Origin of the sequence: Natrinema altunense, assembly GCF_000731985.1 — an archaeon.
Classification (GTDB): domain Archaea; phylum Halobacteriota; class Halobacteria; order Halobacteriales; family Natrialbaceae; genus Natrinema; species Natrinema altunense.
The window spans coordinates 461,945-475,006 of record NZ_JNCS01000002.1 but is presented as its reverse complement, the minus strand read 5'-3'; the positions used below and the strand labels follow the sequence as shown (position 1 = coordinate 475,006).

Sequence of the window (13,062 nt, the reverse complement as noted above, 5' to 3'; positions counted from 1 at the left end):
CAACCACACGCCCTTCAGTCGCCGTCAGTCCGACTCCCGCTCGAGCAGTGTGGCCGCTGCCTCGCGGGTCGGGAGCGCCGCCATCGCGCCCGCGTCGGTCGTCGCCGTCGCGGCGACGGCGTTCGCGAACGTGACCGCGTCCGCGAGTCCGCGACCGTCCCGCAGGGCGGTGATCGCTCCGGCGACGAAGGCGTCACCGGCACCCGTCGTATCGACCGTCTCGACCGCAAAGCCGGGCCGATCGACCGCGGCTGCGGGCCAGGGTGCGTCGTCGGCCGCGACCGCGACGGCACCCTCCTCGCCGCGTGTGACGAAGACCGTGTGCGGCCCGCCGGCGTCGATCGCCCGTCGAGCGCTCTCCGTCGGCGTCCCGCCGCCGATACCGAGCGCCTCGAGTTCGGCGACCGTCGCGAAACAGAGATCGACGTGTGCGAGCGCATCGCCGACCACGCGCGCGAACGTCTCGTCGTCGGCCCACAGTTCGGATCGGGCGTTGGGATCGAACGAGACCGTACAGTCCGCGGCTGCGGCCCGCTCGAGCACGTCCAGCGTCGCCTCGCGCGCCGGTCCGCTCGAAAGCGTTACGCCGCCGGCGTGGACCCATTCGCAGTCCGCGAGGGTCGCGTCGTCGATCCGGCCGGGCTCGAGGCGCGTGTCGGCGGTCCCGTCGCGGTAGAACGTAAACTCGCGGTCGCCGGTCTCGTCGTGGGTGACGAACGCGAGGGTCGTCTTCGCATCGGCGTCGCGTTCGACGAACCGGTCGGGGAGCCCGTGGTCGGCGAGCGTCCCTTCGAGATAGCGTCCGAACGGGTCGTCACCGACGCGGGTCCAGAACAGCGGCGGGCTCTCGAGGCGGGCGAGGCCGACGGCGACGTTCGCGGGCGCACCGCCGGGGCGGCGCTCGAACCCGTCTACGGTTTCGAGGGGTCCCGATCGCTCGGGTACCCAGTCGATGAGCGTTTCGCCGACGACGAGCACGTCGCGAGACATGGTCGATCCTCCCCCGGCAACGACGGTAGTTCTATCGACGATCTCCCGCCCGCGAGCGGGCCGGTCAGGACAGTGAATTTATATTTTCGAGGTTTCAACCGGCAGGTAACAGTATGAATGATATTTCGAGGCGCGAACTTCTCGCGACCACAGGAGCGGGAACGGGCGGGATCGCGCTTACTGCAGGCTGTCTCGATCGACTGTCCGAGAACGGTACCGAGGACACCGACGAATCGAACGCCACGGACGACGAGACCGCGACGGGCATGTCGACGCTCGAGCGTTGGGTCCCCGCATCGGGCAGCGAGAACCTGGTCTTTCACTTCCGGGACCTCGCTGCGATCCGTCGATCCGCGGACGATCTCGGCGCGGCCGCCGCCGAGGACGTGCCGCGGCTGCCGACGGGTAACGGTCGCGGGATCGTCGAAGAGGTGGTGGACGACGAATCGGCGGTCACGTCCGTTTGCAGGTTCGGATCCGAGGACGTCGCTGGGAACGTCATCGCCACCGGGACGTTCGATCCCGGCGCGGTCGATGCCGAAAGCGAGTCGTCGATCGGCGAGTTCGCGGTCCTCGAGCGCGACGGCGTCTCGGTCGCCGTCTCCGCGGAGACGGTCGTCGTGAGCCCCGCCGACGGCGCGGCCCTCGAGACGATCCTGGCGGCGGGCGTCGAGGGAACGGATCGCCGCGTCGACGAGCACGACCACTTCGCGCAGTTGCTCGAGCGTGTCGGTGTCGACGAACGTGCGATCCTCTGGGGCGCATACGAGGGCGAGGAGGCGGGGACCGGCAGGACGTATTCGTGGTCGTTCGGGGCCGACACGTCGACCTACACGGCGGTCGCCGTCTACCCTGACCCCGAGCGGACGGCCGACTTCGAGGAGACGATGACGGACCAGTTCGACGACGTGACCGTTGAGGTCGACGGCAACGTCGGCGTGGCGACGCGGACCGTTCCGACCGCGGAATACGAGTACCGTGACATGTTCGCCGACCCCGGATCGGAAGTGAGGGCCGGGGCGGCAATCGATGTCGATCAGTCGTCGCGGACCGTCACCGTCACGTACACCGCCAGCGGTAACGCCGACCGAATCGAAGTACGTGCGGACGGCGAGAAACGGGACACCCTGACCGAGGTCGGACAGCAGGCGACGCTCGAGTACGATGCCGGCGAGTCGGGGACCGTTCAGGTCGTCGCTGTCAGCGGGGACACCAAGACGCAAGTCGTCAGTAACTCGGTCTCGTTTTGATCGTCGCGGCTCGAGCGACGACGCCGCACCGAGTCGGTCGGGCTACAGGATGATGCTCTTCTCGCGCATCATCGCGTGGATCGAGGCGTCGAGGCCCTCGCGGCCGATCCCCGAGTCCTTGTTGCCGCCGAACGGAACGTCGCCCAGCCCGTGGCTCGGCGCGCCGTTGATCCGGACCGCGCCGGCGTCGACGCGCTCGGCCAGGCGCATCGCGCGCTTGTAGTCGTTCGTGAAGACCGCCGCGTCGAGCGCGAGATCGGACCCGTTCGCGATCTCGAGGGCTTCGGCCTCGTCTTCGAATGTCGTGATCGCGGCGATGGGACCGAACTGCTCCTCGTCGACGATGCGGGCGTCGTGGGGGACGTTCGCGAGCAGCGTCGGCTCGAAGAACTGATCGGCGAGTTCGTCCGGAACGCCGTCGGGGGCACGTCGTTCTCCGCCGCGGACGATCTCCGCGCCCTTCTCGACGGCGTCTTCGACGAGCGTTTCGACCCAGTCGGCCTGATCTTCGCTGATCAGCGGGCCGAGGGCGGTGTCTTCCGCGAAGAGGTCGCCGGCCTGCCAGGCGTCCATCTGCCCGTCGATCAGATCGACGAGGTCGTCGTGAACCGATTCGTGTGCGAGCACGCGCGAAATCGCCGAGCAGCGCTGCCCGGCGTACTTGAACGACCCCTTCGCGCAGTTACCCGCGACGTCGGTGAGGTCGGCGTCGTCGAAGACGATCGCCGGGGCGTTGCCGCCGAGTTCCATGTGCAGATTGACCATCCCGCTCTCCCGGGCGACGTGTTTGCCCGCGCCCGAGGAGCCGGTCATCGCGATCGCGTTGACGCGGTCGTCGCCCGAGAGGACGTCGCCGATCTCGCTGGCGTCGCCGGGGACGAAGTTGAACGCGCCGTCCGGAATCCCGTCGACATCGGCGATGACGTCGGCGAGGATCGCCGCCGAGATGGGCGTCTTGCTGGCGGGCTTGAGCAGGACGCTGTTCCCGGCCGCGAGCGCGGGTGCGACTTGCAGCGCCGTCGTCGCCAGCGGATAGTTGTACGGCGTGATACACAGCACCGCGCCGATCGGCTCGTGTTTGACGATCGCCTGCCAGCCCTCGTGACCGTCGGTCGAGCCCTCGCGGTACTCGCCTTTGCTGACGATGGTGCGGGCTTCCTCGGCTGCTCGATCGAAGCGTTCGGCGGCCTGGCCGACCTCGCCGCGAGCCGAGGAGATCGGTTTGCCGGCTTCTCGGACGATGACCTCGGCGATCTCTTCTTCGCGTTCGCGGAGTCGGTCGGCGATCGTCTCACACCATTCCGCCCGCTCGACGACGGTCGTCTGGCGTAGTTCGGGTTTGATCTCGTGGGCGGCGGCCAGCGCGGTGCGGGCCTCCGTCGGCCCTGCAGCGGCGACGTGTGCGAACGTCCCGCCCTCGGCGAGGTCCGAGACCGACAGATCGTCTTCGGTCTCGAGCCACTCGCCGTCGACGTAGATCCGCTCCCGCCGCTGTGCGATTCTCGTTGCCATACCGGTTCCTTGGATCCCCTCATTGAAAATGTTTACTCAGCCTCGAAAAAACAAAGGAGATATTGAGGGTGCCGTCTGCTAACACGTTTACTATGACGGATACATAAACTGTAGGAGCTACTACAGAACTATTCTTTAGGTAAGCCAAAGAAATGTTTTTGCATGGAGAGGGTTTAAGTGTGATGCGGACGTATCGGTAGATAGGATGAGCACCCAACAGACCGTCCGCCAATCGGCAGACAGCGTCGAGGAGAACGCGCTTCGCCTCGAGCAGGACAAGGCCGAGCAGATCGTCGACGCGCTGAACACGGAACTGGCCAACTCGTACGTCCTCTACCACCAGCTGAAGAAACACCACTGGGTCGTCGAGGGTGCGGAGTTCCTGCCCCTCCACGAGTTCTTGGAGGAGGCGTACGAACACGTCGAGGAAGGTGCTGACGAAATCGCCGAGCGCGCCCAGGCGCTCGGCGGCGTTCCGGTCTCCGGGCCGTCGAACCAGGAGGAGCGCGCGACCGTCGAGTTCGAGGGCGAAGACGTCTACGACGTCCGTACGATGTTCGAAAACGACCTCGAAATATACGGCGACATCATCGAGTCGATGCGCGGCAGTATCGAGCTCGCGGAGAACCTCGGCGACCATGCGACCGCCGAGATCCTGCGCGAGATCCTCGTCGACCTCGAGGAGGACGGCCACCACTTCGAGCACTACCTCGAAGACGACACCCTGGTGCTCGAGGAAGCGACTCACTGAACGACGTCGGCAAGCGGATCCGAAACGGGGTCCCGTCGACGATCGAAGACGACAGACAGGTTTTCGCCGATCACGCGCGACGGCGTCGGTCGCGGTCGGTGTCGATCGCGAACTCGCGGCCCGCGAGTACCGACGCAGTTACCGCTCGAGATCGACGGTGAGATCGGTCGCGATCCACCCGTCGCTGTTGTTTCGCTCGGTAAAGACGGTCTTTCCGGGGCGGGTCTCGTGACTGCTCACGACCGCCGTCGGCTCCTCGAGTTCCTCGTCGGGTTCGGGCTCTTCCCTACGGGCGGGTACGTCCATCAGGTGAAGTTAGGCGAGCCTAATTCTAAAAAGGTTTTGGTCGACCTAAGACTCCACGAGGCGGAGATACCACTATAGTAGCAACTGAAAGTCATTGCATACCTGATCGCACGACAGCGTTACGATCAGTGTGTCAATCGTTTCAGTTGCTACTATAGCCGGACAAATGCCGTTGGCGTCCCTCGATTTCCCATGGCCGCGATCGGTCACGGATTCGATCGCTGAGCCGTCCGATTTGCCACCTCTCGCCGTCCCGGCGTGCGAGAGCGGCCCATGCGAATATAGCATCTTTTTTCGGGACTCAGTGATATCGTTCCAGTATGAGTTCACACGAGAACCGGTCACAGGGGGCACTAGGCCGACACGGTCGGACCCTGATCGCGTCCCTGTTTGGCGTCGAGCGGGGACACGTTGAATCCCTCAGCTGGTCGCTCGGTAACCGCGTGACCGCCGACGCGGACGCGAATCAGCTCTTCCGATTCGCCCATCAGCGGTCCGCCCGCTCGGTGACTGCCTTCGAGGTAACCGACTACACCTGCGTCCTCCGGCTTCGCACGCCGGTCGGCCGCGAGAAGTTCTACGGGATCGCGAACGCCGATATCGAGACCCGACCGGTTCCGGACGACTGGGTCAGAACGGACTGAGCCGACGGCGCTATCCACCGGGGTCAGCTTCATTGGCTTCGATCAGGAAGCGGCGCATATGGAGTACAACGTCGTGCAAGGCGATATCGCCGCACAGTCCGCCGACGCGCTCGTCAACGCGGCCAATACCAGCCTTCGAATGGGGTCCGGCGTCGCCGGCGCGCTCCGTCGCGGTGCTGGCGAGGAGATCGCCGAGGAGGCGATGGCAACGGGGCCGATCGACCTCGGCGCGGTCGCGGTCACCGACGCCTACGACCTCGAGGCCGACCACGTCATCCACGCCGCAGCGATGCCGCATGCCGGCGAGGCGACGGCGGACAGCATTCGGGACGCGACGCGACACGCGCTCGAGCGGGCGGACGAACTCGGTTGCGAATCGCTCGTCCTCCCGGCGCTGGGCTGTGGGATCGCCGGCTTCGACCTCGCGGTGGGGGCCGAGATCATCGGTGCGGAACTCGAGCGGTACGAACCCGAGACGCTCTCGACTGTCCAGTTGATCGCCTACAGCGACGAGGAGTACGACGTCCTTGGAGCGGCGACCGGCAACTCCGAAGCGCCGACGCTACCCGGGGAGCGCAATCCGGATCGGTGACCGGAACCGGCAGTGCGGGCAGTCGACCGACAGCGAGCAGTCGCCGGGCGGTCGGCTCCGCCTCGAGAAAGCGCCGGAGGCGTCGGTTCGAGTTCAGGACAGCGAGAGCCCGCGGATCTCGACCGTCTCGCCCTCCGTGACGCGTCCGATGACCTGGCCATCGGTCGCCGCGGCCAACTCTTCGGCGCGGTCCTCGGGCAGCGCGACGACGAACCCGGTCCCCATGTTGAACGTCCGGTGCATCTCCGCGTCGGTCACGCTCCCCTCGGCCTGGACGAACTCGAAGATCGGCTGGGCCGGGAGTGGAGCCTCGATATCGTACTCGTGGTCGCCCATCCGCAGCAGGTTCGTCCACCCGCCGCCCGTGACGTGAGCCGCCGCGTGGACCTCGTGGTCGCGCAGCGACTCGAGCAGGTCCGTGTAGATCCGGGTCGGTCGCAGCAGTTCCTCACCGATCGTTTTCTCCGGGTCCAGCGGGAACTCGTCCGTATAGTCGTGGTTCCGAGTTACCGCCTCGCGAGCGAGGGTCAACCCGTTCGAGTGGATCCCGTTCGACGGGAACCCGACGAGCGCGTCGCCGACCCGCGCCTCGCCGTCGAAAATATCGTCTTTCGCGGCGAGCCCGACACAGGTACCCGCGAGGTCGAATCCCTTCACGACCTCGGGCATGACCGCCGTCTCGCCGCCGAGCATGGTGAGATCAGCCTGCTCGAGCCCTACCGCGAGCCCCTCCCCGATCCCGTTGGTCAGTTCCTCGTCGGGTTCGTCGATCGCGAGGTAATCGACGAAGGCGACGGGTTCGACGCCCGCCGCGACGAGGTCGTTGACGTTCATCGCGATGCAGTCGATCCCGATCGTCGAGAAGTCCCCGGTCGCCTCGGCGACCAGCAGCTTCGTCCCGACGCCGTCGGTCGCCAACGCGAGGTACCGATCGCCGATGTCGAGCAGCCCCGCGTACTCGGTCCGCAGATCGCTGCCGAAGGCCTCGAGCAGGGCCGCAGTCGCGTCCTCGCTCGCCTCGATGTCGACGCCGGTCTCGGCGTAGGTAAGTCCCTCCGCGTCGCCTCTCTCGTCCTCCGTGTCGGTCATACTCGAAGCACCTCCCGGCGCGAGCAAAAGGTCACCGGTCCGGTCGAGACGCCCGTGGGACAGCACGAGCGACCGCAGCGGCCGGCGTTACCCGAACGGGCCGACGAACACGACCACGTACGCCGCGAGCAACACCGTCGGGACGAAGACGATCGCGAAAACGCCCTTGTGCCACTCGAGGACGGACTTGCCGTCCAGCGGGCCGAAGGGGATCATGTTGAACGCCGCGAGGAAGAGGTTGATCCAGATCCCCATCTGGCCGATCGTCCCGAACGGCTCGGGGACGATCACCAGCGGGAGGAACAGCAGCGCTAACAGGAGGTTCGTCACCGGACCCGCGAGCGCGATCAGGCCGTTCTCGCGTTGGGTCACCTGCCCGCGGTGGTAGACGGCTCCGGGTGCGGCAAAGAGGAAACCGACGAGCGCCCCCATGAGCGCCAGGAACAGCATCTGGTAGTCGGCCCGGAACTCGGCGATCTGGCCGTGTTCGATCGCGACGACCTTGTGTGCGATCTCGTGGAGCAGGAACGCGACGCCGACGGTCACGAGGCTCAATCCGACCATCGTGACGAACGTGCCGACGCTTTTGCCGCGGTGGACGGGCGCGAACAACAGCGCGAACGCGACGCTGAGCGTGGCCCACGCGATCGCGAGATCGCGGATCTCCGTGTCGCTGAATCGCAGTTCCGGCTCGGGTTCGTGTTGCTGTGTAGTGCGGTATCCCATCAGAGCAGCCCCCAGAGTAGCTCGAGGCTATTCCTAGCGCCCTCGAAGAGTTCGCCCATCAGGGCGTCGACGCCGCCGAACTCGGGACCAGCCAGCCACGGCAGTACCACGAACGGGAACAGCCCCGTCGCAATCATGCTCCCGATGTTCGTGAGCGCGACGATCATTATCAGTCGGAATAGCGGGACGTTAAACATGTCCTCGATGGCCTCGCCGACCGGTCGCTCGGTGTCGCCGACGATCTCGTTGAGCGTCTGGATGTCACGAACGTTGACCGGGCGATGTCTGAGCTCGACGTAGCCGGCGAACCAGCCCGGCGCGAGCAGCGGGTTGATGCTCGTCAGCCAGGCGACCGCGCCGCCGACGCCCGCGCTGGTCCAGCGCGCGCCGGCCAGTCGCGCCAGGGTGAACGCGAAGAGCCCGTTGAACAGGAACCAGGCGGCGAACAGTTTCAGCAGGAAGGCGTTCCTGACCCCGGCCATGATCAGCAGGAAGAAGAACCCGAGGAAGCCGACCATGACGAGGTAGCCGACGATCTTCAGCGGCGAGAACCGGCGACTCGAGGCGGTTCCAGAGAGCGACTCGAGCGTCGGGATCTCGTCGGGATGCAGCAGGTGTCGTTCGATCCCGGCTTTATGACCGGCACCGACGACGGCGAGAACGTCGTACCCCTGTTCGCGGAGCTCGTGGAGGTTGTGCGCGATGTACGCGTCCCGCTCGTCGATCAGGGCGTTCGCGCCGCCCGGGCTGAACTGGCGGAACTCCTCCATCATCGCGTCGACGACGTTGCCGTCGGTCATCTCCTCGATGTCGACTTCCTCGATCTCCTCGACGTCGCCACCGAGCCCGTCGAGCGCGAGTCCGAGAACGGCACCGAGCGTAACGCCGACACCGAGGCCGGCCAGCGTTCCGGCTGTCCCCCGAACCGCGGCGACGCCGGCGCTTTCGACGGTCGCGGCCGAGAACGGCCCGACGAACGTTCCGGTTGCGATCAGCGTGAGACAGCCACCGATACCGAGTGCGATCCCCGCGAGGATCCGCGTCGAAAACCCGGAGAGGTAGCCGCCGGTGTATCGGCCGGCGGACTCGAGGGAGGGCAAAAAGAGGAGACCGAGGAACGCGCCGCCGAGCGCACCGAGTGCGCCGCCCCCGATGTACTGGAGCGTCGTGGGATCGGTGAGCCCGACTAACAGGAGGTCGCCAACGCCGAGCAGCGGGGCGAGAAAGGCGGCGACGAGAAAGCCGAGCAACGCGCCGGTGACGGCACCCGCGGTGAGCCCGAGCGTACGGGGGTCGGTGATTCCGAGCGCGAGCCCGCCGACCATCTTCAGTTTCTCCATGACCGAGAGCCGACTCCAGAACCGCTGGATCGTTACCTGAATGTCCCGATCGACCAGGGCGACGCCGCTGCCGTTCGTTTCGGCGGCCTCGATGGCGGCCCGCATGTCGGCACCGGGCTCGATGTCGAACTGATCGCCGAGCCGCGACTGGACGTACGAGAGCATCCAGTAGGCCAGAAACTGGAAGACGGTGTTGCCGGAGAGGAGATCTCCCGCTTCGATGTCGTCGGGCGTCCCGCCCTGCATCTGGCGGTAGCGTCCTTCGTCGAGTTCGACGGCGACGACGTCGGGGTCCTCTCGGGCGACCGCCTCGCGGACCTCGTCGACACTCGCTTGCGAGACGTGTGCCGTGCCGAGGACCTCGACGGAGCCGCCGTCGCCGTCGGGTGGTGCTGGCGGCTCCGGCACGTCGGCCTCGCCTGCATCGCTCATTATACCCCCCAACTCGGCGGCGACTTTTACCAGTATCGGACCGCGGAGGAATGTAAAACATCTATACAGTCTCGCTGTCGAGCCAGCGGGACCGTCAGCCGATGCCGACCGGTGAAAGCAAGACTGATTGGTGCCGTCGGGTAATACCGGTCAATGACTGCCCTACGGGAGACGGTTATCGAGAACCGTGAGATGGTCCAACCGAACCACGCCAACATGCTCGACGTGGCCCATGGCGGTAACGTGATGAAGTGGATGGACGAAGTGGGCGCGATGAGCGCGATGCGGTTTGCCGGCGAGATGTGTGTCACCGCGCGGGTCAATCAGATGAACTTCGAGCGGCCGATCCCCGTCGGCGACACGGCGTACATCACCGCCTACGTGTACGACGCGGGCACCTCGAGCGTGAAAGTCCGTCTGATCGCCGAGCGGGAGAACCTCCAGACCCACGAGCGCGAGCGGACCACCGAATCGTACTTCGTCTACGTCGCGATCGACGAGGACAACACGCCGACGACGGTGCCCGAGCTGACCGTCGACACCGAGGAGGGTGAACGGCTTCGACGGGAGGCGCTCGCGGACGATCTGGGTCGGGCCGACTGACCGATTCGACGGGAGTCACGAGTATCGCCGTCGGAAACCGCGGACAGCAGTGTTCCAGCCGAAGCGACTCTTCTTTCACTGCGGCGCTGTCGCTGCCGACCGGCGGCCGGACGTCGGCGTTCGACGCCCGTCCGTCTATCTCCCGATTGGTCGCTCGACTTCGAGTCGGCGTGCTCGAGAACGGCCGAGACGGTCCCCCGCCGTGATCGGCGTCGATCTCGAGATGTCCGGTCCCGGGTGCCGTTCCCGAACCTGTTTTTATATTGGCCTCGCTATAGTGCCCGGTCCACGACCGGTGCCGACTCGAGTGCTGCCGACTCCCGATAACACGATGTTATCCGGTTCGGATGAGAACTACTATACTGGTTCACAACGTAGGGGCACACAGATCGATGTCCTCTCCGCAAGCGAGATCCCGCGAGCAACACGACGACGCCTGTCCCGTCATCGCCTCCCTCGAGCAGATCGGCTCCCAGTGGCGACTGGCGGTACTCCACGAACTGCTGGACGGCGAACAGCGGTTTAACGAACTCAAGCGATCGACCGACGCGAACGCCCGTACCCTCTCGCGCGTGCTCGACGACCTCGGTGAGATGGGGTTCGTCGAACGCCGCATCGAGGAGGATGCCCCCGTCGCAACTTACTACAGCCTCACCGACAAGGGCGAGTCCCTCGAGCCGGTCTTCAGCGAGATCGAGTGCTGGGCCGGTTCCTGGCTCGAGGACGGCGAACTCGAGCCCCAGTAACGCGTCGACTCGTTTTCGAACCGCGGGGTCGGTCGCCCGCGCCGATCAGTACGGCAACAGGAGCAAGGCGACTGCCAGAAACGGGAGCAGCGCGAGCAACATCGTGACGGCGTAGCCGAACATCTCCCGCGCCCGGATGTTCGTGATCGCGAGCAGCGGCAGCGCCCAGAACGGGTTCAGGAGGTTCGTGTGTGCGTCCCCGACGGCGTAGGCGATCGTCGCCTGACCGACCGGCACCCCGACCTCCTGTGCGGCCTCGAGAACCGGCGGTCCGAGAACGATCCACTCGCCGCCGCCGGAGGGGACGAAGAGGTTGACGACCGCGGCCGTGAGCCACGCGATTATCGGGAACGTCTCGGTGGTCGAGACCGCCAATAGTCCCTCGGCCATCGTTTCCGCCAGCCCGGAGCCGCTCATCATGCCCTGAATGCCCGCGAAAAACGGGAACAGGAGGATGATTCCGGCGGCGGCGTCCGCGGCGTCGCCGAACCGGTCCCGGTAGAGCGCCGGCCGTGTGTAGAGCGCCAGGCCGGCGAACAGGAACCCGAAGTTCAGAACGTTCAGATCCAGTGCGGCCAGCCCGTTGGTCGCGAACTCCCAGCCGATCACCGCGACGCCGGTCAGCGCGATGCCACCGCCCAGCAACCGACTGTTGTCGATCCGCTCGGCGGGGACGCGGCCGCCGGCCGATGAGTTCGCCGGCGTCCGATCGTCCGCTGCGTCGTCGTCGACGCCGTCGGCCGTCGACTCGAACAGTTCGCTCTCGGGAATGTACGCGGTGATCTCCCGCGAGCGCTCCGCAGCGGGCGTCAGCAGGGAGAGCACGGTCGCCGCGAAGAGAATCGATAGCGCGGTGAGCGCGAGCGCGTAGCTGCTGAAGATCGTTGCGCCGGTGCCGACCGGCTCGTCGATGACGCCGAGTTCGATGAATTCGTTGCCCGACGTCGCGAGCAGCAGGGGTGCCGAGCCGGAGAGGCCCCAGTGCCAGGTCAGTCCCAGGCCCATGTAGCCCGCCACACAAAGCAACGGGTAGTGGACCGTGAGTCCCTCCCGATAGGCTGCTTTCCCCATCTCACGCGCGAAGATCGCGCCGACGACGAGGCTCAGCCCCCAGTGAACCCAGGCCAGAACCATCGAGACGACCCCGACCAGGACGACGGCCTGTTTGCTGGAGTTCGGGATCGTCGCCAGTCGCTGGAGCGCGTCGTTGACCCGCGGGTGGTAGGCGATCACGAACCCGGTCATGATGATCAACACCATCTGCATCGCGAAGGTGAGGAAGACCCAGAACCCGTCGTACCAGTGTTGGACCATCTCCGTCGGGCCTTGCCCTTCGACGAGTATTCCGACCGCGAAGACGACGTAGGACAGGATGATCGCGAACAGGAACGGGCTCGGCATCCATCGTTCGATGACGTTCGCGATTCGATTCCCCAGCCGTTCGATGACGTTTCCGGTCGCCGCCGCGCGGTCTGCGTCCTCCATACGTGCTGCGATAATAAATATCGTGTTAAGCGTTGTGCGGACGGAACGGGCACTCGAGTGGGGCGAACCGGCGGCACCCCGCGACGGCGGGGGAGAGGGAACGACGGCGCGAACCGAGAGGTCAGTCGTCGGTCTCGAGTTCGACGAGTTCGAGCGAGCGGTCGAGATGGCAGACCTCGTGTGGGGGGTCGCCGACGATCTCCCGAATGCGGTACTCCTCGTCGAACTCGACGCCGTCGGGGTCGCAGTACTCGTGGCTGGGGCACTCGACGTACGGGCAGGGACCGGGGAGGCTCGTCTTGCTCCCGGCGAAGGCACCCTTCGACGTGATGTTCGCGCGCGTCGCGGCTGGCTCGACTTCGACGGCGCGGACCCCGCCGTCGTGCATGGCACACTCGAGGGTCTGGGCGTTCTCCCGGACGGACGTGACGCGGTACTTCGTACCGGGCTGGAGGTTGAGACACTGGCTGCGATAGGGACAACCGGTACAGGCGTCGGCTTCCCCCTCGTAGACGAACTCGGTTCCCGGTTCGGCCAGCCGGGAGCCGATGAGCGTAACGGTCGACATGGGACGTGGTAGTCGCCACTGGCGGTTA

General features: G+C 66.1%; 14 protein-coding genes. 6 read left to right on the top strand and 8 right to left on the bottom strand.

All coding sequences use genetic code 11. The annotated features are described in order from the left end of the window. Nucleotides 1–24: 24 nt before the first annotated feature. Complete coding sequence (locus ALTAJ2_RS06510; RefSeq protein WP_007108436.1) at nucleotides 25–990, bottom strand: carbohydrate kinase family protein; 966 nt, start codon at nucleotides 988–990, stop codon at nucleotides 25–27. A 113-nt stretch (nucleotides 991–1,103) separates the two neighbouring features. Between ALTAJ2_RS06510 and ALTAJ2_RS06505 the strand changes: the two genes are divergently transcribed. Next, nucleotides 1,104–2,240: a hypothetical protein gene (locus tag ALTAJ2_RS06505; protein ID WP_007108435.1), complete on the top strand. Its 1,137-nt coding sequence runs from the start codon at nucleotides 1,104–1,106 to the stop codon at nucleotides 2,238–2,240. A 42-nt stretch (nucleotides 2,241–2,282) separates the two neighbouring features. Here the strand turns inward: ALTAJ2_RS06505 and ALTAJ2_RS06500 are convergent, their stop codons facing one another. Further along, nucleotides 2,283–3,752 (bottom strand): aldehyde dehydrogenase family protein, encoded by a 1,470-nt coding sequence (locus tag ALTAJ2_RS06500; protein WP_007108434.1) that lies wholly within the window; start codon nucleotides 3,750–3,752, stop codon nucleotides 2,283–2,285. Between the two features lie 205 nt (nucleotides 3,753–3,957). Between ALTAJ2_RS06500 and dpsA the strand changes: the two genes are divergently transcribed. Further along, entirely contained in the window at nucleotides 3,958–4,503 is a 546-nt protein-coding gene (gene dpsA, locus ALTAJ2_RS06495; protein ID WP_007108433.1) for a DNA starvation/stationary phase protection protein DpsA, read from the top strand. Between the two features lie 138 nt (nucleotides 4,504–4,641). On the opposite strand, the gene ALTAJ2_RS19615 is transcribed toward dpsA, so the two are convergent. Beyond that, nucleotides 4,642–4,809, bottom strand: a complete 168-nt coding sequence (locus ALTAJ2_RS19615; RefSeq protein WP_007108432.1) for a hypothetical protein — start codon at nucleotides 4,807–4,809, stop codon at nucleotides 4,642–4,644. 320 nt (nucleotides 4,810–5,129) lie between these two features. Here ALTAJ2_RS19615 and ALTAJ2_RS06490 point away from each other — a divergent pair, with 320 nt between their 5' ends. Together ALTAJ2_RS06490 and ALTAJ2_RS06485 are read left to right on the top strand one after the other, a co-directional pair. Beyond that, on the top strand, nucleotides 5,130–5,453 hold the full coding sequence (locus ALTAJ2_RS06490; RefSeq protein WP_007108431.1) for a hypothetical protein: 324 nt from the start codon (nucleotides 5,130–5,132) through the stop codon (nucleotides 5,451–5,453). A 58-nt stretch (nucleotides 5,454–5,511) separates the two neighbouring features. Next, nucleotides 5,512–6,045, top strand: coding sequence for a macro domain-containing protein (locus ALTAJ2_RS06485; protein ID WP_007108430.1), 534 nt, complete (start codon nucleotides 5,512–5,514; stop codon nucleotides 6,043–6,045). 93 nt (nucleotides 6,046–6,138) lie between these two features. Here ALTAJ2_RS06485 and purM read toward each other — a convergent pair whose 3' ends face one another. From purM to ALTAJ2_RS06470, 3 genes are all read right to left on the bottom strand, one after another. Then, the gene (gene purM, locus ALTAJ2_RS06480; protein WP_007108429.1) at nucleotides 6,139–7,134 is read right to left on the bottom strand and encodes a phosphoribosylformylglycinamidine cyclo-ligase; all 996 of its coding nucleotides are present in this window, start codon (nucleotides 7,132–7,134) and stop codon (nucleotides 6,139–6,141) included. An 87-nt stretch (nucleotides 7,135–7,221) separates the two neighbouring features. Beyond that, nucleotides 7,222–7,860, bottom strand: a complete 639-nt coding sequence (locus ALTAJ2_RS06475; RefSeq protein ID WP_007108428.1) for a zinc metalloprotease — start codon at nucleotides 7,858–7,860, stop codon at nucleotides 7,222–7,224. After that, nucleotides 7,860–9,632 (bottom strand): TraB/GumN family protein, encoded by a 1,773-nt coding sequence (locus ALTAJ2_RS06470; protein ID WP_007108427.1) that lies wholly within the window; start codon nucleotides 9,630–9,632, stop codon nucleotides 7,860–7,862. The genes ALTAJ2_RS06475 and ALTAJ2_RS06470 overlap by 1 nt, the downstream gene beginning before the upstream one ends. A gap of 153 nt (nucleotides 9,633–9,785) precedes the next feature. On the opposite strand from ALTAJ2_RS06470, the gene ALTAJ2_RS06465 reads away from it, so the two are divergent. Together ALTAJ2_RS06465 and ALTAJ2_RS06460 are read left to right on the top strand one after the other, a co-directional pair. After that, nucleotides 9,786–10,235 carry an acyl-CoA thioesterase gene (locus ALTAJ2_RS06465; protein WP_006186713.1) on the top strand — a complete coding sequence of 150 codons (450 nt, stop codon included), beginning with the start codon at nucleotides 9,786–9,788 and terminating at the stop codon, nucleotides 10,233–10,235. Between the two features lie 392 nt (nucleotides 10,236–10,627). Continuing rightward, complete coding sequence (locus ALTAJ2_RS06460; RefSeq protein ID WP_050031436.1) at nucleotides 10,628–10,981, top strand: winged helix-turn-helix transcriptional regulator; 354 nt, start codon at nucleotides 10,628–10,630, stop codon at nucleotides 10,979–10,981. Nucleotides 10,982–11,026: 45 nt separating this feature from the next. On the opposite strand, the gene ALTAJ2_RS06455 is transcribed toward ALTAJ2_RS06460, so the two are convergent. Continuing rightward, nucleotides 11,027–12,466 carry a short-chain fatty acid transporter gene (locus ALTAJ2_RS06455; RefSeq protein ID WP_007108424.1) on the bottom strand — a complete coding sequence of 480 codons (1,440 nt, stop codon included), beginning with the start codon at nucleotides 12,464–12,466 and terminating at the stop codon, nucleotides 11,027–11,029. 121 nt (nucleotides 12,467–12,587) lie between these two features. Next, on the bottom strand, nucleotides 12,588–13,034 hold the full coding sequence (locus tag ALTAJ2_RS06450) for a UPF0179 family protein (RefSeq protein ID WP_007108423.1): 447 nt from the start codon (nucleotides 13,032–13,034) through the stop codon (nucleotides 12,588–12,590). Nucleotides 13,035–13,062: the final 28 nt, after the last annotated feature.

Coding starts and splice junctions, on each gene's coding strand:
- ALTAJ2_RS06470 (WP_007108427.1), bottom strand. CDS start 9,632: ATGAGCGATGCAGGCGAGGCCGACGTGCCGGAGCCGCCAGCACCACCC.
- ALTAJ2_RS06455 (WP_007108424.1), bottom strand. CDS start 12,466: ATGGAGGACGCAGACCGCGCGGCGGCGACCGGAAACGTCATCGAACGG.
- ALTAJ2_RS06500 (WP_007108434.1), bottom strand. CDS start 3,752: ATGGCAACGAGAATCGCACAGCGGCGGGAGCGGATCTACGTCGACGGC.
- ALTAJ2_RS19615 (WP_007108432.1), bottom strand. CDS start 4,809: ATGGACGTACCCGCCCGTAGGGAAGAGCCCGAACCCGACGAGGAACTC.
- ALTAJ2_RS06485 (WP_007108430.1), top strand. CDS start 5,512: ATGGAGTACAACGTCGTGCAAGGCGATATCGCCGCACAGTCCGCCGAC.
- ALTAJ2_RS06460 (WP_050031436.1), top strand. CDS start 10,628: ATGTCCTCTCCGCAAGCGAGATCCCGCGAGCAACACGACGACGCCTGT.
- ALTAJ2_RS06510 (WP_007108436.1), bottom strand. CDS start 990: ATGTCTCGCGACGTGCTCGTCGTCGGCGAAACGCTCATCGACTGGGTA.
- ALTAJ2_RS06465 (WP_006186713.1), top strand. CDS start 9,786: ATGACTGCCCTACGGGAGACGGTTATCGAGAACCGTGAGATGGTCCAA.
- ALTAJ2_RS06475 (WP_007108428.1), bottom strand. CDS start 7,860: ATGGGATACCGCACTACACAGCAACACGAACCCGAGCCGGAACTGCGA.
- ALTAJ2_RS06505 (WP_007108435.1), top strand. CDS start 1,104: ATGAATGATATTTCGAGGCGCGAACTTCTCGCGACCACAGGAGCGGGA.
- dpsA (WP_007108433.1), top strand. CDS start 3,958: ATGAGCACCCAACAGACCGTCCGCCAATCGGCAGACAGCGTCGAGGAG.
- ALTAJ2_RS06450 (WP_007108423.1), bottom strand. CDS start 13,034: ATGTCGACCGTTACGCTCATCGGCTCCCGGCTGGCCGAACCGGGAACC.
- ALTAJ2_RS06490 (WP_007108431.1), top strand. CDS start 5,130: ATGAGTTCACACGAGAACCGGTCACAGGGGGCACTAGGCCGACACGGT.
- purM (WP_007108429.1), bottom strand. CDS start 7,134: ATGACCGACACGGAGGACGAGAGAGGCGACGCGGAGGGACTTACCTAC.